Source organism: Serratia sp. NA_13 (assembly GCF_052691735.1).
Genome location: NZ_JBQZFV010000019.1, coordinates 1 through 21,784, shown reverse-complemented (window position 1 = coordinate 21,784; position 21,784 = coordinate 1). Strand labels below are relative to the sequence as shown.

Genomic DNA, 21,784 nt, shown 5'->3' with positions numbered 1-21,784 from the left:
GCATTTTTATTTTTATGCACAAATCCACAGAGTGACTATTGGACCTGAACGCAAGGTTTTAGGCATCCCTCGGTAATCCTTTTTCCACAGCCCGTATCAATCGTTTTTTCTGCGTTGTCTGTACTTCTATCCCTTGCTCCTCACGCCGCCCCAATTGCTGTTCCAGCGCCCAGTGGATATGTTCATCCAGCATTGCGTCCTGTTCCAGCCGGGAGCGCAGCGCCATCACTATGGCATCCTGATAGGGAGCATTACCCAACGCCACGGCAATATTACGCAACCAACGCAAATGGCCGATGCGCCGGATGGCAGAACCTTCAGTGACGCGCAGGAATTTCTCTTCCGTCCAATCGAACAGTTCAATCAGTTGCGGTGCATGTAGTGCGGCACGCGGGCTGAAATCATCTTCGTCAGTGAGCTGCGAGAAGCGGTTCCAGGGGCAGATAAGCTGGCAATCATCACAGCCGTAGATACGGTTGCCTAACAATGGCCGAAATTCTTCAGGAATGGCACCTTCCAGCTCGATGGTGAGATAGGAGATGCAGCGCCGGGCGTCCACGGTATAGGGTGCGACGATGGCTCCGGTCGGGCAAGTGGTGATACAGGCGACGCAGCGACCGCATTGTTCTTGTTGCGGCTTATCTACCGGCAAGGGCAGATCGATCAGCAGTTCGCCAAGAAAGAACCAGGAACCGGCTTCGCGATTGAGAATGAGTGAGTGTTTACCAACCCAGCCAATCCCGGCCTTGGAGGCCAATGCGCGTTCCATCACCGGCGCGGAGTCGACAAAAGGGCGGAAATTCAGTTCGCCGCAGTAGGCCTGGATTTGGTCGCCGAGCTTTTTCAGCCGTTGGCGCAGCAGTTTGTGATAATCACGTCCCAACGCATAGCGGCTGACATAGCCCAACTCTGGGTTCTGCAACGTGCTGGCAAAGGCCGCTTTGGCCGGCAGATAGTTCATGCGCACGCTGATCACCCGCAGGGTGCCGGGCAGTAGCTCATGAGGCCGGGCGCGCAGCATACCGTGGCGTGCCATCCACTCCATTTCGCCGTGATATTGTTTGTCCAGCCAGGCCTGCAGTTTAGGCTCTTCCGCGCTGAGATCGGTGTCGCAGATGCCTACCTGCTGGAATCCTAGCGATTGGCCCCATTGCTTGATATGTTGGGCGAGTTGATTGAGATCGAGGGGGTGAGTCATGACGGGCCACAGTGAAAAACAATACTCCGACAGTTTATCACACTCTGTCTGGTCTGCAGACTGGATCCGGCGGGCTGAAGCCAGCGCCGCTGCCTCGCAAGGCATTTCACTCTACCAACTGATGCAACGTGCCGGTGAGGCAGCTTACACCCTGGCATGCGACCAATACCCGGCGGCTCACCACTGGCTGGTGCTGTGCGGCCATGGCAACAATGGCGGTGACGGTTATGTGGTCGCCCGACTGGCAGCGGCGGCCGGCGTTAAGGTCAGTCTGATCGCCTGCGAAGGCACACGGGCACTGCCGCCAGAGGCTGAAGAAGCGCGACAGGCCTGGTTGGCCGCCGGGGGTGAAATTCATCCGGCTGACAGTCGTTGGCCGGAAGATATTGATCTGATAATCGACGGCTTGCTTGGAACCGGGCTGAGTAACGCCCCGCGCGCGCCATACAATGCGCTGATTGAAGCCACGAACCGCAACTGCGCACCGGTTATCGCACTCGATATACCCTCGGGCTTGCTGGCTGAAAGCGGTGCTGTGCCTGGCGTGGCGATCCGCGCTACGCACACCATGACGTTTATTGCCCTCAAACCGGGCTTGTTGACCGGTCAGGCCCGTGATTGGGTCGGGCAACTTCACCAGAGTACGCTAGGATTATCGGGTTGGTTGGCGAAGCAACCGGCACAGATTCAGCGGCTTACTGCCGAGTCCCTGCCTCTGTGGCTGAAACCGCGTCGTCCCTGCTCGCATAAAGGTGAACAAGGGCGTTTGTTGGTGGTTGGCGGCGATCATGGTTTTGGCGGGGCGATACGCATGGCGGCAGAAGCGGCACTACGCAGCGGTGCTGGATTGGTGCGAGTACTTACTCACATTGAACATGTGGGGCCGTTATTGACCGCCAGACCCGAACTGATGGTACAGCCTTTAAGTGACGAAGCACTGCAGCAGGCGCTCGACTGGGCAGATGTCCTGGTGGTGGGGCCGGGGCTGGGCCAGGGCGAATGGGGTAGGAATGCGCTGAAAGTATTGCAAGCCAGTGATAAACCGGCGTTATGGGACGCGGATGCGTTGAACTTGCTGGCATTAAATCCCGAGAAGCGTCAGAATCGAGTGATTACCCCGCATCCTGGGGAGGCGGCACGCCTGATGGGGTGCCGTATCGCTGAGATTGAGAGTGATCGCTTACTTGCAGCGCGTAATCTGGCGGCGCAATACGGTGGCGTAGCCGTGCTGAAAGGTGCAGGCACGCTGATTGCCGACCAGTTCGGCCAGATGGCGATCGCCGACGTCGGCAATGCTGGCATGGCCTCCGGCGGAATGGGCGATGTTCTGTCGGGTATCATCGGCGGTTTGCTGGGGCAAAAGCTCTCGCTGTATGATGCAGCCTGTGCTGGATGTGTGGCGCATGGCGCAGCCGCCGATCGCGTGGCGGCAAGACAAGGAATCAGGGGGATGTTGGCAAGCGACTTACTGCCGGAAATTCCTTATTACGTTAATCCTGAGTTGGCATAAATAGAAACTATCGAATGAAAGAACTCGTTTTACCTCTGCCGGATGAGGCAGCGACTGTCGCATTGGGTGCCGTCTTGGCTAAGGCGTGCGATCGTGCCAGCGTAATTTACCTTTACGGTGACCTGGGTGCCGGTAAAACCACCTTCAGCCGTGGTTTCCTGCAGGCATTGGGTCATCAGGGCAATGTTAAAAGCCCCACTTACACGCTGGTAGAGCCTTATGCGCTGCAACCGCTGGCGGTATACCATTTTGATCTGTACCGCCTGGCCGATCCGGAAGAACTCGAATTTATGGGCATTCGCGATTATTTTGCGCAGGATGCTATTTGCCTGGTGGAATGGCCGCAGCAGGGCACGGGCGTATTGCCGGAGCCGGATCTGGAGCTGCATCTCAGCTATCAGGATCAGGGACGAGAAGCAAAAATTCAGGCGGTTTCTGCCTATGGCAGCCAGCTTTTAGACCGTATTCACGGGCCACAGGAATGACGCCGCAATGACGTATGCGTTGAGAAAACTATTCGTAATCGCCCTGATCGCCGTATTGGGGCCTTTGGGTGCGGCCAGTACGCTGGCCGCATCAAAGCTGTCTGATATTAAAGTCACCAATGCCCAACGCGAAGCCACCGTCTCGGTGAGTTTCAACGGCCCGCCGGATTATGCCTTTTTCCCACTGCATGGCCCGGACCGCGTGGTGCTGGATGTTAACCAGAAAGGCAAGGTCGGTGGTCTGCCGCTGAATTTTAGCGGTCAAAACCTGGTGAAAAGCATCCGCTCCAGTACGCCGAAAGATGCCCAGAGCGTGCGGCTGGTGTTTGACCTGACCCAGCGTTCGAAGATCCGGGTTGCCACACGCCAAAGCGGCAGTATCTATACCGTGGTGTTTACCATTGCCGCAGAGGTCAGTGCTAATACCAACATAGTGCGTAAAGCTCCGGTATCGGTGCCTGCGCCGGTCGCCGTGAGCCAGCCAACGCGTAAAGCGCCGGTCGTGGTGAGTGAGCCTGATGAGCCTGCACCGGTGCGTAAAGCACCAAGCGGTTCTAATCCGTTCAGCAACAAGAAAACCGTAGTTGCGGGGACCGCATCGGAAATTACGCCGCGTAGCAGCCGCGTCTCCGCAGGTTCCGGCGATCGGGTGGTGGTAGCCATTGACGCCGGTCACGGCGGGCAGGATCCAGGCGCTATCGGCCCGAACGGCCTGAAAGAGAAGAATGTCACTATTGCTATTGCTCGTCGCTTACAGGCGTTACTGGATGCCGATCCTCAGTTCAAACCGGTCTTAACGCGCAATGGTGACTACTTCATCTCGGTGATGGGACGTTCCGACGTAGCGCGCAAACAGGGCGCCAACGTGCTGATCTCCATTCACGCCGATGCCGCGCCAAACCGCAGTGCCAATGGGGCCTCGGTTTGGGTTCTGTCCAACCGCCGGGCCAACAGTGAAATGGCAGGCTGGCTGGAGCAGCATGAGAAACAGTCGGAATTGCTGGGCGGAGCGGGCGATTTGCTGGCCAACAGCCAGGCGGATCCTTACCTGAGCCAGGCGGTGCTGGATCTGCAGTTCGGTCACTCGCAACGTGTAGGTTACGATGTGGCGGTCAAAGTCTTGCAGCAGTTGCAGAGCGTCGGTTCATTGCATAAACGTCGTCCGGAACACGCCAGCCTTGGTGTGCTGCGTTCGCCGGATATTCCATCATTGCTAGTGGAAACAGGATTTATCAGTAATAGCACGGAGGAGCGGCTGCTCGGCAGTAGCGCGTATCAGGAAAAAATTGCCAGGGCGATCCACAACGGCCTGCGTAGTTATTTCCTGGCGCATCCGCTACAAGCCGACCCAAAGGTGGAAAACCGACCGCTGGACGTCGCAGCGGCGGTTAACTCCTCAACACCAGACGTCAGCCAGCCTGCACCGGTCGTCAGTTCGGCCGGCAGCAGCCGTATTAGCGGTAAAACGCAGATTCACGTAGTGAAGCGGGCGGAAACGCTCTCCGGTATTGCCGACAGCTATGGCACGACCATGGCGGCGTTGCGTGACCTGAACAAGCTGAAGAAGGATGGCGTGTGGGTCGGCCAACGCCTCAAGGTACCGGCGGGTAAATCCGCCGCTACTGTCAACACGGTCGCCAAGGCGAAACCCCGCGTGAAGAAGCCGTCAAAGCATAAAGTGGCCCGCGGTGATACTTTGACATCTATTGCCAGCCGTTATGGCGTCAGCGTCAGCGACCTGAAACGCGTGAATAAACTGAAGTCGGACGTTGCGCCGCTGGATCGGACGCTGACCATTCCGCAGGCCTAGCGCCCACACATTACAGGAGTCAGCATGCCTATCCAGGTACTACCGCCCCAGCTTGCCAATCAGATTGCCGCCGGTGAAGTAGTCGAGCGACCCGCGTCTGTGGTCAAGGAACTGGTGGAAAACAGTCTGGATGCCGGGGCGACGCGTATTGATATTGATATCGAGCGCGGTGGTGCCAAGTTGATCCGCATCCGTGATAACGGCAGTGGTATTGGCAAGGACGACCTGGCTCTGGCGTTGGCCCGTCATGCCACCAGTAAAATCAGTACGCTCGACGATTTGGAAGCCATTGCCAGCCTCGGCTTTCGCGGTGAGGCGTTGGCCAGTATCAGCTCGGTTTCTCGCTTAACCCTCACTTCACGCACCGCAGAACAAAACGAAGCCTGGCAGGCTTATGCCGAAGGTCGCGATCAGGCGGTGACGCTCAAGCCGGCGGCACACCCGACAGGCAGTACGCTGGAAGTGCTGGATCTGTTCTACAACACCCCGGCGCGGCGCAAATTTATGCGCACCGAGAAAACCGAATTCGGTCATATCGATGAAGTGGTTCGACGTATTGCACTGGCGCGTTTCGATGTGGCGATCAATCTTAGTCACAATGGCAAGCTGATGCGCCAATATCGCGCAGCGAAAGACGAGAGCCAGTATGAGCGCCGCCTGGGCAGTATTTGCGGTCCGGCCTTTTTGCAGCATGCGCTGAATATTTCTTGGCAGCACGGTGATCTGACCATCCGCGGTTGGGTGGCCGATCCTGCCGGTGCCCGGCAACTGGGCGAAATGCAGTATTGCTACGTCAACAGCCGCATGATGCGCGATCGTTTGATTAATCACGCTATCCGCCAGGCTTATCAGGATCAACTGAAAGACGACCAGCAGCCTGCCTATGTGCTGTATCTGGAGGTAGACCCGCATCAGGTGGATGTGAATGTACACCCGGCCAAGCACGAGGTACGTTTCCATCAGGCTCGGCTGGTGCACGACTTTATCTATCAGGCGGTAACCACCGTGTTGCAGCAGGTCGGCCATGCGCCGCTGCCGTTGACCGATGAAACCGAGCTGCCGCAGGCTCCGGTCTGGCAGCAAGAAAACCGCGTCGCCGCTGGCGGCAATCATTTTTCGCAGCCTGCACCGCGCCGAGAAACCGCATCAACCGAGCCTGCCGTCGCGCGTGAACGTGCGCCGCAACCGGCTTATCATTCGGGTAGTGGCTACCAGAAGCGGGAAGGTGAACTGTACGGTAAGCTGTTGCAGGCCACGCCAGTGGCTGAGCCACGACAAGAAGCGCCGAAGCAACCGCTGTTTCCGCCGGTAAAAACCGAGCCGGAAACACCACTGGCCGGTAGTCAGCACGGTTTTGGCCGTGTGCTGATGATCTACCCGCCGTGTTATGCGCTGATTGAAAACCGTCAACAGTTAATGTTGCTTAACCTGCCGGTGGCCGAACGCTGGTTACGTCAGGCGCAACTCAATCCTTCGCAAGAAGGCTTGCGGCCACAACCGCTGCTGATACCAATCAAGCTGACGTTGAACAAACAAGAAGCGGCTGCCTGCATACATCATCAGCCGCTATTGGTAACCATGGGTCTGGATCTGCAAGTTGATCACGGGCGTGTGACGCTGCGCGCAGTACCTTTACCATTACGCCAACAAAATTTACAAAAACTGATACCCGAACTGTTAGGCTATCTGGCCGAGAATCAGGAGATGTCGCCCGCGGTATTGGCCACCTGGTTTGCCCGCCATTTAGGTAGCGAGCATGAACAGTGGAACACCTCACAAGCGATACAATTGCTGACCGACGTTGAACGACTTTGCCCGAAACTGGTCAAATCACCACCCAGCGGACTTTTACAACCTGTTGATTTACAGGCTGCACTGACAGCACTTAGGCATGATTGAAACTGAAATGACACCACGTCCCCCGGCTATTTTTATCATGGGGCCGACCGCCTCGGGCAAAACCGCATTGGCGATCGCGCTGCGTGAACGCCTGCCTGTGGAATTGATCAGCGTGGATTCCGCGCTGATTTATCGCGGTATGGATATCGGCACGGCCAAACCGAGCGCTGAAGAACTGGCGCAGGCACCGCATCGGCTGATTGATATTCGTGACCCTGCCGAAGTCTACTCAGCAGCGGACTTTCGCACCGACGCACTGAAAGAGATGGCCGCCATTAGCGCCGCCGGGCGTATCCCGCTGCTGGTGGGGGGCACCATGCTTTATTTCAAGGCGTTGCTGGAAGGTTTATCGCCGTTGCCACCTGCCGATCCTGTGGTGCGCGAGCGCATCGAACAGCAGGCGGCGGAGCAGGGTTGGGACGTTTTACACCGTCAGTTGCAAGAGATTGATCCGGTTGCGGCATTGAGAATTCATCCGAATGATCCGCAGAGACTGTCCAGAGCACTGGAAGTTTTTTTTATTTCGGGTAAAACTTTAACGGAACTGACTAAAATTTCGGGTGAATCGTTGCCGTATCATGTGCACCAGTTTGCGATAGCGCCGACCAGCCGTGAGTTGATCCATCAACGCATAGAGCTGCGGTACCATCAAATGTTGGCGGCAGGTTTTGAGACGGAAGCGCGTGCACTTTTTGCTCGGGGTGATTTGCATACGGATTTGCCTTCCATTCGCTGTGTCGGTTATCGCCAGATGTGGTCATATTTGTCTGGCGAGATTAGTTACGATGAGATGGTTTATCGTGGTATTTGCGCAACGCGTCAATTGGCCAAGCGCCAAATGACCTGGTTACGAGGCTGGGACTCGGTACATTGGCTGGACAGCGAGAAGCCGGGAGAGGCTTTGGACTCGGTAATACAGGTTGTTAGTGCATAGGTTGAGTGATTGTGTACAATTGATGAGTATTCAGCGCGCAAATTTTTTAGGTCGTTTATTTTAGAGCCGACAGGTTCTTAGTTAAAAACAACAAGCAAATAAGGAAAAGATAGAATGGCTAAGGGGCAATCTTTGCAAGATCCGTTCCTGAACGCATTGCGTCGTGAACGTGTTCCGGTTTCTATTTATTTGGTGAATGGTATTAAGCTGCAAGGCCAGATTGAGTCTTTTGACCAGTTTGTCATCCTGTTGAAAAACACGGTGAGCCAGATGGTTTATAAGCACGCTATCTCTACCGTTGTCCCGTCACGCCCGGTATCGCACCATAGCAATACTCCGAGCGGCGGCACCAGTAACTATCACCATGGTAACAACCCGTCTGCGCCGCAACAGCCGCAGCAGGAAAGCGATGACGCTGAATAAAGTGCGTTGCGAGTCAACCATGACGGGGAGCATAAGCAGCCATGGGCTGTTTATGTCCCCCAAACTCACGGATTTCCGTTTGAGAGGTTGCACGCTTGTTTGACCGTTATGAAGCCGGTGAGCAGGCCGTCCTGGTTCATATCTATTTCTCGCAAGACAAAGATACAGAAGATCTCAGTGAGTTCGAATCCCTGGTGTCCTCTGCGGGTGTCGAAGCTTTGCAAGTGGTGACTGGTAGCCGCAAAGCCCCCCATCCCAAGTACTTTGTCGGTGAAGGAAAGGCCGAAGAAATTGCAGATGCGGTAAAAGCCAGTGGCGCATCTGTTGTCCTGTTTGATCACTCCCTTTCCGCGGCGCAAGAGAGAAACCTTGAACGCCTGTGCGAATGCCGGGTGATCGATCGCACCGGGTTGATTTTAGACATATTTGCCCAGCGTGCCCGTACCCATGAAGGTAAGCTGCAGGTAGAGCTGGCACAGTTGCGTCATATCGCCACGCGTTTAGTTCGTGGCTGGACGCACCTTGAGCGCCAAAAAGGGGGGATTGGCCTGCGCGGGCCGGGGGAAACCCAATTAGAGACCGACCGTCGTCTGTTACGCGATCGCATTAGCCTGATTCTACGCCGCCTGGAGCGGGTAGCTAAGCAGCGTGAACAGGGCCGACGTGCGCGTACCCGTGCTGAAGTGCCAACCGTATCGCTGGTGGGATACACCAACGCCGGTAAATCTACCCTGTTTAATCGAATAACGTCTGCCGATGTGTACGCGGCCGACCAGCTATTTGCCACCCTGGATCCTACCCTGCGACGTATCGACGTGGCCGATGTGGGCGATACCGTGTTGGCGGATACCGTAGGCTTTATCCGGCACCTGCCGCACGATCTGGTGGCCGCCTTCAAGGCAACGCTGCAAGAAACGCGTCAGGCATCTTTGCTGTTACATGTAATTGACGCCGCGGATACCCGTGTCGATGAGAACATTGAAGCGGTAAATACCGTGCTGGCAGAGATTGAATCGGATGAGATCCCTACACTGTTAGTGATGAACAAAATAGATATGCTGGATGATTTTGTTCCGCGTATCGACCGCAACGATGAAAACTTACCGATCCGGGTGTGGCTGTCCGCCGCCAGTGGTGAAGGTATCCCGTTGCTGTATCAGGCGTTGACGGAGCGCTTATCGGGGGAAATCGCGCATTATGAGCTGCGCTTACCGCCAGAGGCAGGCCGTCTTCGTAGCCGTTTTTACCAGCTTCAGGCAATTGAGAAAGAGTGGAACGAAGAAGACGGCAGCATTGGCGTGGTGGTTCGTATGCCCATCGTCGAATGGCGCCGCCTCTGCAAACAGGAACAGGAACTGATTAACTTTATAGTATGATCATATCCTGTTACATTTGAGCTTCGCGTAAGCCTGAAGTACCCAATCACAGAATATGGAGCTAAAACATGGCGTGGAATCAGCCCGGTAATAACGGACAGGACCGCGACCCGTGGGGGAGCAGCAATAACAATGGCGGCAACTCTGGCGGTAATAACAAAGGCGGTCGCGATCAAGGGCCACCTGATTTGGACGATATCTTCCGCAAGCTGAGCAAAAAACTGAGCGGCTTGGGCGGGGGCAAAGGCTCCAACAACAATAACGACGGCGGTACTGGCACTTCGGGGCCGGGTCTTAGCGGTCGTATTATCGGTATCGCTGCGGTTGCGGTGGTGGTGATTTGGGCCGCCAGCGGTTTCTACACCATCAAAGAAGCCGAGCGCGGTGTCGTGACTCGTTTCGGCAAATTCAGCCACCTGGTGCAGCCGGGTCTGAACTGGAAGCCGACCTTCATCGATGAAGTGCGTCCAGTTAACGTGGAGTCGGTGCGTGAACTGGCCGCTTCTGGTGTGATGCTGACTTCCGATGAGAACGTGGTACGCGTAGAAATGAACGTGCAGTACCGCGTGACCAACCCGGAAGCCTATCTGTTCAGCGTGACCAACGCCGACGATAGCCTGAGCCAAGCTACTGACAGCGCCCTGCGTGGCGTTATCGGCAAGTACACCATGGATAAGATCCTGACCGAAGGCCGTACTATCGTGCGTAGCGATACCCAACGCGTACTGGAAGAGACTATTCGTCCGTACAACATGGGCATCACGCTGCTGGACGTCAACTTCCAGGCCGCTCGTCCGCCGGAAGAGGTGAAAGCCGCATTTGATGATGCGATTGCCGCACGTGAGAACGAGCAGCAGTACATCCGTGAGGCAGAAGCTTACGCCAACGAAGTTCAGCCACGTGCTAATGGCCAGGCACAGCGTCTGTTGGAAGATGCCAAAGCCTATAAAGACCGTACCGTCCTGGAAGCACAGGGTGAGGTTGCGGGCTTTGCCAAGCTGTTGCCGGAATACAAGTCTGCTCCGCAAATCACCCGCGAGCGTCTGTATATCGAAACCATGGAAAAAGTCCTGAGCCACACCCGTAAAGTGTTGGTGAATGACAAAGGCAACAATCTTATGGTGTTACCGCTGGATCAAATGCTGCGTGGCCAAACCGGCGCGGCGGCTGACGGTAGTAAAGACACCAGCCTGATTCGTCTCAACCCCGCTCCGTCTGCCAACAGCGGCGCCAGCTCCAGCAGCCAGCGCACCAGCAACGGCTCGGTCATGGACCAGCGCCGGGCGAATGCGCAGCGTGACGACACCACTCGCGTAGGGAGAGAATAATCAATGCGTAAGTCTTTTATAGTAATTATCCTCGCGGTGCTGGTGGCGTTGTATGCATCCTTGTTCGTGGTTCAGGAAGGTCAGCGCGGCATCGTGCTGCGTTTCGGCAAGGTACTGCGTGACAGCGACAACAAGCCGCTGGTTTATGCGCCGGGTCTGCACTTCAAGATCCCGTTCATTGAATCAGTGAAAACGCTGGATGCGCGTATCCAGACCATGGACAACCAGGCTGACCGCTTTGTTACCAGCGAGAAGAAAGACCTGATCGTCGACTCATACCTGAAATGGCGTATCAGCGATTTCAGCCGTTACTACCTGGCAACCGGCGGCGGTGATGTTTCACAGGCCGAAGTGTTGTTGAAACGTAAGTTCAGTGACCGTCTGCGTTCCGAGATTGGTCGTCTGGATGTTAAAGATATCGTGACCGACTCGCGCGGCAAACTGATGTCCGACGTGCGTGACGCGCTGAACACCGGCACCGTGGGTGATGACCAGGAAGTGGCGACCACTGAAGCTGATGATGCTATTGCTTCTGCAGCGGCGCGTGTTGAAAAGGAAACCACCGGCAAACTGCCGAAGGTTAACCCGAACAGCATGGCGGCGTTGGGTATCGAAGTGATCGACGTGCGTATCAAGCAGATCAACCTGCCGGCAGAAGTGTCTGATGCAATCTATCAGCGTATGCGCGCCGAGCGTGAAGCGGTAGCCCGTCGTCACCGTTCACAGGGTCAGGAAGAGGCTGAGAAGCTGCGCGCTACCGCAGACTACGAAGTGACTCGTACCTTGGCAGAAGCCGAACGTATAGCGCGTATCACTCGTGGTGAAGGTAATGCCGAAGCGGCCAAACTGTTTGCTAACGCATTCAGTCAGGATCCGGACTTCTACGCCTTTATCCGTAGCCTGCGCGCTTATGAAACCAGCTTCAGCAGCAATAACCAGGATGTGATGGTACTGAGCCCGGACAGCGATTTCTTCCGCTACATGAAGTCGCCTGATTCCGTACGCAAGTAACCGCGTCGGTTAATGATAGAGGGCCCGTTTAAACGCGGGCCCTTTCTTTTTGGGAGTCACTGATGAATTCAACGATCTGGCTGGCGCTTGGGCTGGTTTTGGTGCTGGAAGGGCTGGGCCCGATGCTGTTCCCGCAGGCCTGGCGCAAAATGATACTGGCGATGACCCAGTTTCCCGACGCGACACTGCGTCGATTTGGCGGCGGAATAGTGGTTGCAGGCTGTGTGATCTACTACATGTTGCGTACACACGCAGGGGTTTAAAGTTTAGCCTAAAAAATATGCAACCCTATGCTAAAAGTGCTGAAACTCACGAATTACGGTGGTAGAATCCATTTTTAAGCAACCGGTGATTTTTAAAATGGGTAAGAACGTCGTCGTACTGGGCACTCAATGGGGTGACGAAGGTAAGGGCAAGGTCGTAGACCTGCTGACCGAACGGGCTCAATATGTAGTGCGCTACCAAGGGGGCCATAACGCTGGTCACACTCTGGTTATTAACGGTGAAAAAACCGTCCTTCATTTGATTCCATCAGGTATTCTGCGTGAAAACGTGACCAGTATCATCGGCAACGGTGTGGTTCTGGCTCCAGACGCATTGATGAAAGAAATGGGTGAACTCGAAGCGCGCGGCATCCCGGTACGCGAACGTCTGTTACTGTCCGAAGCCTGCCCGCTGATCCTGCCTTATCACGTTGCGTTGGATAACGCGCGCGAGAAAGCACGTGGCGCGAAAGCTATCGGTACCACCGGTCGCGGTATCGGCCCGGCTTACGAAGATAAAGTTGCTCGTCGTGGTCTGCGCGTTAGCGACCTGTTCAACAAAGAAACCTTCGCTGTTAAGCTGAAGGAAATCGTTGATTACCATAACTTCCAGTTGGTCAACTACTACAAAGTTGAAGCCGTTGATTACCAGGCGACTCTGGATTATGTGCTGTCTATCGCCGACATCCTGACCGCCATGGTTGTTGACGTGTCCGAACTGTTGGACGGCGCGCGCAAGCGTGGCGACCTGATCATGTTCGAAGGCGCACAGGGCACCCTGCTGGATATCGACCACGGTACCTATCCGTACGTGACCTCTTCCAATACCACTGCTGGCGGCGTTGCTACCGGTTCAGGTATTGGTCCGCGTTACGTGGATTACGTACTGGGCATCGTTAAAGCCTACTCTACCCGTGTGGGTGCAGGTCCGTTCCCAACTGAACTGTTCGACGAAACCGGTGAGTTCCTGTGTAAACAAGGTAACGAGTTCGGCGCCACTACCGGCCGTCGTCGTCGTACCGGCTGGCTGGACGCGGTAGCTGTTCGCCGTTCTGTACAGATCAACTCCCTATCTGGTTTCTGCCTGACCAAGCTGGACGTGTTGGACGGTTTGAAAGAAGTGAAGATCTGCGTGGGTTATCGCATGCCTGACGGCCGCGAAATGACCACGACTCCGCTGGCGGCTGAAGGTTGGGAAGGTATTGAACCCATCTACGAAACCATGCCTGGCTGGAGCGACACCACTTTTGGCGTGAAAGAACACAGCAAACTGCCACAGGCGGCGCTGAACTACATCAAGCGCATTGAAGAGCTGACTGGTGTGCCAGTAGACATTATCTCTACAGGTCCAGACCGTAGCGAAACCATGATCCTGCGCGACCCGTTCGACGCATAATCTGGCTTTGCTAGAGGCTGTGTCCCGTAATAGTGCGTGAACGCAGGTGCGCGTTCAAATGGCTCCAGCCATTCGGGTCGCGTCCCAAAAACCCGTACTCTGCGTTGTCGGGCTTGAACATAGGGCCACTATGTTCAGCCCCCCTCCGCCTTGATTAGAGGATTTTGGGGCTGCGACGGTGCCACGACCTATTACGGGACGCAGCCTATACAAACCGGGCATTGTTCCGGTTTTTTTTATCATTATTCTCCCCGGTTGCGATTTCACTTCAAAAAATCCTTTCTTTAACCTGTCCAAAGCCTGAGATGCGCTAAATAATTAGCGGCTAACTCTCCGGCTGGTTTATTATCCAATATACCGGTCATACTTCAAGTTGCATGTGCGTTGGCTGCGTCTGCTCACCCCAGTCACTTACCTGAGTAAGCTCCTGGGAACTCTCAGACTTGCCGCCTTCCTGCAACTCGAATTATTTTGGTATAGGTAATCTTTTAAATAGTGCCGAAAATCGGCGTATCAGACGGGTAAAATGATACCCAGAGGTAGATGTGCAGTTAACAAGTTTTACTGATTACGGCCTGCGGGCGTTGATCTACATGGCCTCGCTGCCACCGGGCAAAATGACCAGTATCTCGGAAGTCACCGAGGTCTACGGCGTGTCCAGAAACCATATGGTAAAGATCATCAATCAGTTAAGCCGGGTTGGCTTTGTGACCGCCGTGCGCGGAAAGAACGGTGGCATCCGTTTGGGCAAACCGGCCGAGACCATTCGCCTCGGCGACGTGGTAAGGGCGCTGGAGCCGCTTTCACTGGTTAACTGCAACAGTAATTTCTGCCACATAACCCCTGCTTGCCGCCTGAAACAGGTGCTGCAACAGGGCGTACAGAATTTCCTTGAAGAGCTGGACAGCCACACGTTGGCCGATATGGTCGAAGACAATCCATCGCTCTACAAGCTATTGCTTGTCGAATAAAGCGTCGCTGAGAAGACAAGGCTCAGCGGCACCCTGCTGATGACAACGGAGGAACCGCAATGTCACAAGATCCATTCCTGGAACGAGAAGCAGAAAAATATGAATCCCCAATCCCGAGCCGTGAATTCATTCTGGCCCATCTGGCGAAAAGAGAAACGCCGGCCAGCCGCGAAGAGCTGGCCAAAGAGCTGAATTTAACCGGTGAAGAGCCGTTAGAAGCGTTGCGCCGCCGCCTGCGTGCGATGGAGCGCGACGGTCAGTTAATATTTACCCGCCGCCAGTGCTATGCGCTGCCGGAACGTCTTGATCTGCTGCGCGGTACCGTTATCGGCCACCGTGATGGCTTTGGTTTCCTGCGTATTGAAGGCAGCAAAGACGACCTGTATCTGTCAGCCGAGCAGATGAAAATGGCAATCCACGGTGATGTGGTGCTGGCACAGGCAATGGCTGCAGATCGCAAGGGCCGCCGTGAAGCGCGTATCGTCCGTGTGCTGGTGCCGAAAACCAGCCAAATCGTCGGTCGCTTCTTTATGGATGCTGGTACCGGCTTTGTGGTGCCGGACGACAGCCGTCTGAGCTTCGATATCCTGATCCCGGCCGAAGCCGCCAGCGGTGCGCGCATGGGCTTTATGGTGGTGGTTGAGTTGACCCAGCGTCCGACCCGCCGTACCAAGGCTGTGGGCAAGATCGTTGAGATCCTCGGCGATAAAATGGGGACCAGCATGGCGGTGGATATCGCTCTGCGTACCCATGAGATCCCGCATGTTTGGCCGCCACAGGTGGAAAAACAGGTTGCCGATCTCAGCGAACAGGTACCGGAAGCGGCCAAGAAAGGCCGTGTCGATCTGCGTCAGTTACCTTTGGTGACCATTGACGGCGAAGACGCACGCGATTTCGATGACGCGGTTTACTGTGAGAAAAAGCGCGGCGGCGGTTGGCGCCTGTGGGTGGCCATTGCCGACGTCAGTTACTATGTGCGTCCACGTACTGCGCTGGATGACGAAGCGCGCAACCGTGCTACCTCGGTGTACTTCCCATCGGAGGTGATCCCGATGCTGCCGGAGGTGCTGTCCAACGGCCTGTGTTCGCTTAACCCGCAGGTTGACCGCCTGTGTATGGTGTGTGAGATGACCATCTCCGCCCAGGGGCGTCTGTCGACGGCCAAATTCTATGAAGCGGTAATGAGCTCTCACGCCCGCTTAACCTACAACAAAGTCTGGCACATCTTGCAGGGCGATCAGGAGCTGCGTGAGCATTATCACCCGCTGGTCAAGCACCTGGAAGAGCTGCACACAATGTACAAGGTGTTGGATCAGGCGCGCGCCGAACGTGGCGGTATTGCTTTTGAAACCGAAGAAGCTAAGTTTATCTTCAACGCCGAACGTCGTATTGAACGTGTTGAGCCAACGGTGCGTAACGACGCCCACAAACTGATCGAAGAGTGCATGATCATGGCGAACGTCGCTGCGGCACGCTTCGTTGAGAAGAATAACGAGCCGGCGTTGTTCCGCGTGCATGACCGTCCAAGTGACGATCATATTACTGCCTTGCGCAGCGTGTTGGGTGAGCTGGGTCTGACGCTGGGCGGCGGTAACAAGCCGCAGCCGAAGGACTACGCCACCTTGATGGATGAAGTGTCCGAACGTCCTGACCATGAAATGCTGCAAACCATGCTGCTGCGTTCCATGAAACAGGCGGTCTACGATCCGGAAAACCGGGGCCACTTTGGTCTGGCGCTGGCTTCTTACGGCCACTTCACCTCACCGATCCGTCGTTATCCGGATCTGGCGATGCACCGCGCGATCAAATATCAGTTGGCTAAAGAGCATGGCGAGCCGAAAGAGCGCTGGACGCCGACCGGTGGTTGGCACAGCGAGTTCGAAGAAATGCTGCAGCTGGGCGAGCACTGTTCGATGGCCGAGCGCCGCGCTGATGAAGCGACGCGTAACGTTGCCGACTGGCTGAAATGCGACTTTATGCAGGACCATGTCGGGGAAGTGTTCAGCGGTATTATTGCCAGTGTGACCGGCTTTGGTTTCTTCGTCCGCCTGAACGAGCTGTTTATCGACGGCCTGGTGCACGTATCATCGCTGGATAATGACTATTATCGCTACGATAATATCGGCCAGCGTCTGATTGGCGAATCCTCCGGCGTGGTTTATCGCCTGGGCGATACGGTGGAGATCCGCGTTGAAGCGGTGCATATGGACGAGCGTAAAATTGACTTCGCTTTGGTCTCGAGCACTCGCAAACCACGCGGTGAAGGCAAAACTGAACGCGATCGCGCCAAGAATGGCGGCCAACGTACCTTGCGTGGTGGGGCTGGCGCAGGCCGGACTTCAGCGCCACGCAAACGTCGCGGTGGCAAAGCACCCGCCAATTTTGAGCCTGACAGCGCCTTCCGTAAAGACGAAGCCAAACCCGCTGACAAGGTGAAGAAAGACAAAAAGGCGAAAGCCAAGAAAGTATCCGACAAAACCCGGAAAATAGCGTCGGCGACCAAGGCCAAACGCGCCGGCAAGAAGAAAGGTGCTGAGCAGGCTTAAGCTGCCACACGTCATTATCACCGGCTGGCATATGCCAGCCGCACAGTTAAAAGAGCATCATGAGCGAAATTATTTACGGTATTCATGCCGTCAAAGCCCTGTTAGACAACGATCCGCAACGCTTCCTGGAAGTGTTTATCCTCAAAGGCCGTGACGATCGTCGGCTACAGCCGTTGATTGCCGAGCTGGAAGCGACCGGCATTGTTATCCAGGTGGCGAACCGCCAGTGGCTGGATGAGAAGGTCGAGGGCGCGGTGCATCAGGGGATTATCGCCCGGGTGCGCGAAGGGCGTCAGTATCAGGAAAACGATTTGCCGGCGCTGCTGGAAAGCGTGGATACGCCATTCCTGTTGGTGTTGGACGGCGTGACCGACCCGCACAACCTCGGAGCCTGCCTTCGCAGTGCCGATGCGGCCGGTGTACACGCGGTGATCGTCCCGCGCGATCGCTCTGCCCAGTTGAATGCGACTGCCAAGAAAGTGGCCTGCGGCGCGGCGGAAAACGTTCCGTTGATTCGCGTCACCAACCTGGCGCGCACCCTGCGTTTGCTGCAGGAAATGAACGTCTGGGTCGTCGGCACTGCCGGAGAAGCCGATCACACTTTGTTCCAGAGCAAAATGACTGGCCCAATGGCGCTGGTGATGGGGGCAGAAGGCGAAGGTATGCGTCGTCTGACTCGTGAGCACTGTGACGAACTGATCAGCATCCCAATGGCCGGGACGGTGTCTTCACTGAACGTTTCAGTCGCCACCGGCATCTGCCTATTTGAAGCAGTGCGTCAGCGCAGTTGATTTACCGATAAGGGCGCAGAATTTTGCGCCCTTATTACTTTCTCAATTCCCACCCTGTGATCTCACCTGCGGCAGAAATCCCCCTGACGACCATACTTACTCCTGACGCTTTTATCAGGGAGCAAGCCGATGGTCTGGAATACACACACCGTTTTTAATCAGCCGAAACCGCTGGGGAACAGTAATCTGTTCCTGTCCGATATGCCACTGCATGAGGCGATACAACGCGAGCAAGCCGGTTGGGATGTCGAAGTGCTGGCTTCGCTGGGGCAGCAGTTGGGCACCCAGGAATCGCTGGAACTGGGGCGATTGGCCAATGCCAACCCGCCGGAGCTGCTGCGTTATGATGCCACCGGCCAGCGGTTGGACGACGTCCGTTTCCATCCCGCCTGGCATATCCTGATGCAAGGCTTGATCGCCAACCGTGTGCATAACCTGCCGTGGCAGGAGGATGCCCGTATTGGCTCGTTTGTGGCGCGCGCCGCGCGTTTTGTGCTGCATGCTCAGGTCGAAGCCGGCACCTTATGCCCGGTGACCATGACCTTTGGCGCTATCCCACTGCTGCAGCGTTCTTTGCCGGCAGAATTCCAATCCTGGTTAACGCCGCTGCTATCCGATCGTTACGATGCGCATGTGCTGCCCGGCGGGCAAAAGCGCGGCTTGCTGATTGGCATGGGTATGACCGAAAAGCAGGGCGGTTCCGACGTGTTGAGTAATACCACCACGGCAACCCCGCTGGCCGCCCGTGGCCCGGGGGAGGCATACCGACTGGTGGGGCATAAATGGTTCTTCTCGGTGCCGCAAAGCGATGCACATCTGGTGTTGGCACAGGCTGAAGGGGGGCTGTCGTGCTTCTTCCTGCCGCGCATACTGCCGGACGGCACCCGCAATGCCATACGACTGGAGCGGCTGAAGGATAAGCTGGGCAATCGTTCCAATGCCAGCGGTGAGGTTGAGTTTCAGGACGCCAGCGCCTGGCTGGTAGGTGAAGAAGGGGATGGCGTGCGGCATATCCTGAAAATGGGCGGCCTGACGCGCTTTGACTGTGCGTTGGGCAGCCACGGATTGATGCGGCGTGGATTATCGGTGGCCTTGTACCACGCTCTGCAACGGCAGGCATTCGGCAAACCCTTGCTCGAACAACCGATGATGCGTCAGGTGTTGGCGCGCATGGCGCTGCGGCTGGAGGGACAAACGGCGGCCTTGATGCGTCTGGCGCGAGCCTATGACAGCACGGGGGCCGGGGCATCGTTGGAACAGGCACTGTGTCGGGTGATGACCCCGGCGGCGAAGTTTGAAGTCTGCCGACAGGGCACTCCTTTTGTCGGCGAAGCGATGGAGGCGCTGGGCGGCATTGGCTACTGCGAAGAGAGTGAACTGCCGCGGCTGTACCGTGAAATGCCGGTGAACAGCATTTGGGAAGGTTCCGGCAATATTATGTGTCTGGACGTGATGCGAGCCTGGGGAAAGCTGCCGGGGGTGCAGGAGGCCCTGGAGCTTGAATTTGGTGAGGTGAGGGGACAGAACCGTCACTTTGATCGCCAGTGGCGGCAGTTGCTCCAGTTGATGCGCAAGCCCCAGGAGGTGCAGGGACGGGCAGTCACCGGCGGGTTATTCAATCTGCTCGCCGCGGCGCAGCTTCTGCGCTACAGTTCACCGCCGTTAGCGGAAGCCTGGTGCCAAATGATGCTCGATACCCGTGGTGAGCGAACTTTACCAGACCGTTTGTGCGAGACGTTGTTTGCCCGAGCGATGGGAGGCTAGGGAAAACAGTAGCGCTACAGCGGGAAAAGCTTTTTAATTCAGTACTTGGCCCGTAAGGGATTCTGACCTCTGACCAGGAAACATGACATGGATATTATCAGCGCGTTGGTGGCATTCGCCTCTTACTTCTTCAGTGGTTTTGCCATGGTTCTGGTGTTCTTGTTTATCTATACCCGCATTACGCCGCATGACGAATGGGCATTGATCAAGGCCGACAACCAGTCTGCCGCCTTCGGATTCGTCGGTGCCTGCCTGGGGTATGTGATCCCGCTGGCCAGCGCGGCGATCAACTCGATCAGTCTGCTGGACTACTTGCTGTGGGGCGTGGTGGCGTTGGTGGTGCAACTGTTGCTGTTCGCGGCGGTTAAAATCTACATGCCGCGCATCAGCGACAAGATTGAGTCCAATCACCTGGCCGCCGGGATTTTCCTGGGGGGCGTGTCAATCAGCGGCGGCGTGTTAAATGCGGCCTGCATGAGTTATTAAAGATAAAAAATCGCCGAGGCACGCCAGCCGGGCTGATGTGCCTGCTCCTCCATCCGCAGGATCCGGTAATAGCTTGCCCCATGCTCATCAGCTTTGCGTGCTATGAGCTGTTCGACGTCCTGAGGCGAGCCGGAAAGATTATCCAGGGTGATCTGCGCAATTTCACTGAGCGGTGTAACACGATCGGCGGGTGCCAGTTCGGCAGACTTGGCGCTGACGTTGAGTAACCCCACGGAGAGCAGGAGGGCGGTGAGTGCGGCGGAGCGTTTCATGGCGTTCCCCTTCGTCGAACGACCGCAGGCTGCGACCGGTTGAGCGACAGTGTGCAATATCCAACTTCAGTCTGTGCAAAGCCATTGTAAATATGGTTAAAACGCCGCAGTTTATCGATACAGGATCGCCTGTGAATACCATTGGCCGGGAACGACGGTCTCGCTGTTCATGATAATCATGTAATAGCGTGCGCCGCTGGCGTTAGCCTTCCTGTTAATCTCCGCTTCCACGTCCATCGGGCTTCCGTAAACCAGTGCGCTGGTGGTGCCTATCTTTACCAGCTTGGAGGTTTGCGCCCGGGTTACCTCTTGTGCCTGGCCAGTGGGGGCCGGCGGGGCTTTCGGCGTCGTGGTCATCATGCCACAGGCACTAAGCAGCGTGACCAGCGCCAGGGGCAGCAGCAGATGGGAAAGTTTCATAGATACCTCGACAGAGCGGATAGCATGATTTCAGTGTAACCCATTATAAATTGGAACAGATTGAGCTAATGCTTTTAGCTCAAGTTTGCCATTATGAAGGCAACCGGTACGCAGAGGGAAAACGGATGATTGAAATACATGACGAGCGGGTGGGGGACACTGCGGTGATCCACGCGGTGCCTGCGGGGCAATATCACCAACCATTGCCGACGGTATTTTTCTACCATGGCTATACCTCGTCGAAAGAAGTGTACGCGTACTTTGCCTACGCATTAGCCCGGGCAGGGTTTCGTGTGGTGCTCCCGGATGCCGAGTTGCACGGCGAACGTTTTGATGGCAATGAAGCAAAGCGGTTGGCCAGCTTTTGGGAGATCCTTCGAGGCAATATTGACGAGTTACCGGCGCTGAAGGCGCACTTTGAACAGCTAGGTCTGATTGCCGAGGGGCGCATTGGCGTGGGTGGTGCGTCAATGGGCGGCATGACGACATTGGGCAGCTTTGCTCGCTATCCGTGGGTGAAAGCGGCGGCCAGCCTGATGGGGGCCGGTTACTACACCGTTCTGGCGCAAACGCTGTTCCCGCCACTGGATGAGCGGGGCAATCCTTTGTCGAGCGAGGATTTTGATGCGCGCATTGCCATGCTGGCGGATTACGGTCTGGAGCAGCAGTTGGAGAAAATTGCCGATCGCCCGTTGCTGCTTTGGCACGGTGAGGCAGATGACCTGGTGCCGGCGGCGGAAAGCCTGCGGCTGGCGACCGAACTGCGGCAGAGCGGTTGGGACCGGCAATTGACGTTGCTCACTGAGCCGGGGGTCAAGCACCGCATTACTCCACAGGCACTTAGTGCCACCGCCGATTTCTTCGTGCAATCGCTGTAAAAAAGCCCCCTGCAGGCAGGGGG

The 21,784-nt window shown here is 56.1% G+C and carries 20 protein-coding genes; 17 read left to right on the top strand and 3 right to left on the bottom strand.

Going from position 1 to position 21,784, the window contains the following annotated elements; translation table 11 throughout:
- Nucleotides 1-58: 58 nt before the first annotated feature.
- The gene (gene queG, locus ACUTSU_RS20435; protein WP_445652704.1) at nucleotides 59-1,198 is read right to left on the bottom strand and encodes a tRNA epoxyqueuosine(34) reductase QueG; all 1,140 of its coding nucleotides are present in this window, start codon (nucleotides 1,196-1,198) and stop codon (nucleotides 59-61) included.
- On the opposite strand from queG, the gene nnr reads away from it, so the two are divergent.
- From nnr to ACUTSU_RS20355, 16 genes are all read left to right on the top strand, one after another.
- Nucleotides 1,197-2,708, top strand: a complete 1,512-nt coding sequence (gene nnr / locus ACUTSU_RS20430) for a bifunctional ADP-dependent NAD(P)H-hydrate dehydratase/NAD(P)H-hydrate epimerase (protein ID WP_445652705.1) — start codon at nucleotides 1,197-1,199, stop codon at nucleotides 2,706-2,708. The genes queG and nnr overlap by 2 nt on opposite strands.
- 14 nt (nucleotides 2,709-2,722) lie before the next feature.
- Nucleotides 2,723-3,193: a tRNA (adenosine(37)-N6)-threonylcarbamoyltransferase complex ATPase subunit type 1 TsaE gene (tsaE, locus tag ACUTSU_RS20425; protein ID WP_012004890.1), complete on the top strand. Its 471-nt coding sequence runs from the start codon at nucleotides 2,723-2,725 to the stop codon at nucleotides 3,191-3,193.
- A gap of 7 nt (nucleotides 3,194-3,200) precedes the next feature.
- Nucleotides 3,201-5,003 (top strand): N-acetylmuramoyl-L-alanine amidase AmiB, encoded by a 1,803-nt coding sequence (amiB, locus tag ACUTSU_RS20420; protein WP_445652706.1) that lies wholly within the window; start codon nucleotides 3,201-3,203, stop codon nucleotides 5,001-5,003.
- Between the two features lie 24 nt (nucleotides 5,004-5,027).
- Nucleotides 5,028-6,902, top strand: a complete 1,875-nt coding sequence (gene mutL / locus ACUTSU_RS20415) for a DNA mismatch repair endonuclease MutL (protein WP_445654662.1) — start codon at nucleotides 5,028-5,030, stop codon at nucleotides 6,900-6,902.
- A complete protein-coding gene (gene miaA, locus ACUTSU_RS20410; protein WP_445652708.1) occupies nucleotides 6,895-7,836 on the top strand; it encodes a tRNA (adenosine(37)-N6)-dimethylallyltransferase MiaA in 942 nt (313 codons plus the stop codon). Before mutL ends, miaA begins: the two co-directional genes overlap by 8 nt.
- Nucleotides 7,837-7,950: 114 nt before the next feature.
- Nucleotides 7,951-8,259, top strand: coding sequence for an RNA chaperone Hfq (gene hfq / locus ACUTSU_RS20405; RefSeq protein ID WP_012004894.1), 309 nt, complete (start codon nucleotides 7,951-7,953; stop codon nucleotides 8,257-8,259).
- A 95-nt stretch (nucleotides 8,260-8,354) separates the two neighbouring features.
- A complete protein-coding gene (gene hflX / locus ACUTSU_RS20400) occupies nucleotides 8,355-9,635 on the top strand; it encodes a ribosome rescue GTPase HflX (RefSeq protein WP_020824906.1) in 1,281 nt (426 codons plus the stop codon).
- Nucleotides 9,636-9,703: 68 nt separating this feature from the next.
- A complete protein-coding gene (gene hflK / locus ACUTSU_RS20395) occupies nucleotides 9,704-10,963 on the top strand; it encodes an FtsH protease activity modulator HflK (protein WP_445652709.1) in 1,260 nt (419 codons plus the stop codon).
- A 3-nt stretch (nucleotides 10,964-10,966) separates the two neighbouring features.
- Complete coding sequence (gene hflC / locus ACUTSU_RS20390; RefSeq protein WP_445652710.1) at nucleotides 10,967-11,974, top strand: protease modulator HflC; 1,008 nt, start codon at nucleotides 10,967-10,969, stop codon at nucleotides 11,972-11,974.
- 62 nt (nucleotides 11,975-12,036) lie between these two features.
- The gene (locus ACUTSU_RS20385; protein WP_017891360.1) at nucleotides 12,037-12,237 is read left to right on the top strand and encodes a DUF2065 domain-containing protein; all 201 of its coding nucleotides are present in this window, start codon (nucleotides 12,037-12,039) and stop codon (nucleotides 12,235-12,237) included.
- Between the two features lie 97 nt (nucleotides 12,238-12,334).
- On the top strand, nucleotides 12,335-13,633 hold the full coding sequence (locus ACUTSU_RS20380) for an adenylosuccinate synthase (RefSeq protein WP_261110172.1): 1,299 nt from the start codon (nucleotides 12,335-12,337) through the stop codon (nucleotides 13,631-13,633).
- A 545-nt stretch (nucleotides 13,634-14,178) separates the two neighbouring features.
- Entirely contained in the window at nucleotides 14,179-14,604 is a 426-nt protein-coding gene (nsrR, locus tag ACUTSU_RS20375; protein ID WP_445652711.1) for a nitric oxide-sensing transcriptional repressor NsrR, read from the top strand.
- A gap of 59 nt (nucleotides 14,605-14,663) precedes the next feature.
- Nucleotides 14,664-17,150, top strand: coding sequence for a ribonuclease R (gene rnr / locus ACUTSU_RS20370; protein ID WP_445654661.1), 2,487 nt, complete (start codon nucleotides 14,664-14,666; stop codon nucleotides 17,148-17,150).
- A 59-nt stretch (nucleotides 17,151-17,209) separates the two neighbouring features.
- Nucleotides 17,210-17,941 carry a 23S rRNA (guanosine(2251)-2'-O)-methyltransferase RlmB gene (gene rlmB, locus ACUTSU_RS20365; RefSeq protein WP_012004902.1) on the top strand — a complete coding sequence of 244 codons (732 nt, stop codon included), beginning with the start codon at nucleotides 17,210-17,212 and terminating at the stop codon, nucleotides 17,939-17,941.
- Between the two features lie 129 nt (nucleotides 17,942-18,070).
- Nucleotides 18,071-19,705 (top strand): isovaleryl-CoA dehydrogenase, encoded by a 1,635-nt coding sequence (locus ACUTSU_RS20360; protein WP_445652713.1) that lies wholly within the window; start codon nucleotides 18,071-18,073, stop codon nucleotides 19,703-19,705.
- Nucleotides 19,706-19,792: 87 nt separating this feature from the next.
- Nucleotides 19,793-20,191 (top strand): DUF350 domain-containing protein, encoded by a 399-nt coding sequence (locus ACUTSU_RS20355; protein ID WP_445652714.1) that lies wholly within the window; start codon nucleotides 19,793-19,795, stop codon nucleotides 20,189-20,191.
- On the opposite strand, the gene ACUTSU_RS20350 is transcribed toward ACUTSU_RS20355, so the two are convergent.
- Nucleotides 20,188-20,463 (bottom strand): DUF1471 domain-containing protein, encoded by a 276-nt coding sequence (locus tag ACUTSU_RS20350; RefSeq protein ID WP_445652715.1) that lies wholly within the window; start codon nucleotides 20,461-20,463, stop codon nucleotides 20,188-20,190. The genes ACUTSU_RS20355 and ACUTSU_RS20350 overlap by 4 nt on opposite strands.
- 111 nt (nucleotides 20,464-20,574) lie before the next feature.
- Nucleotides 20,575-20,883: a biofilm peroxide resistance protein BsmA gene (gene bsmA / locus ACUTSU_RS20345; protein WP_445652716.1), complete on the bottom strand. Its 309-nt coding sequence runs from the start codon at nucleotides 20,881-20,883 to the stop codon at nucleotides 20,575-20,577.
- Nucleotides 20,884-21,008: 125 nt separating this feature from the next.
- On the opposite strand from bsmA, the gene yjfP reads away from it, so the two are divergent.
- Nucleotides 21,009-21,761, top strand: coding sequence for an esterase (yjfP, locus tag ACUTSU_RS20340; protein ID WP_445654660.1), 753 nt, complete (start codon nucleotides 21,009-21,011; stop codon nucleotides 21,759-21,761).
- The last annotated feature ends 23 nt before the right edge of the window (nucleotides 21,762-21,784 follow it).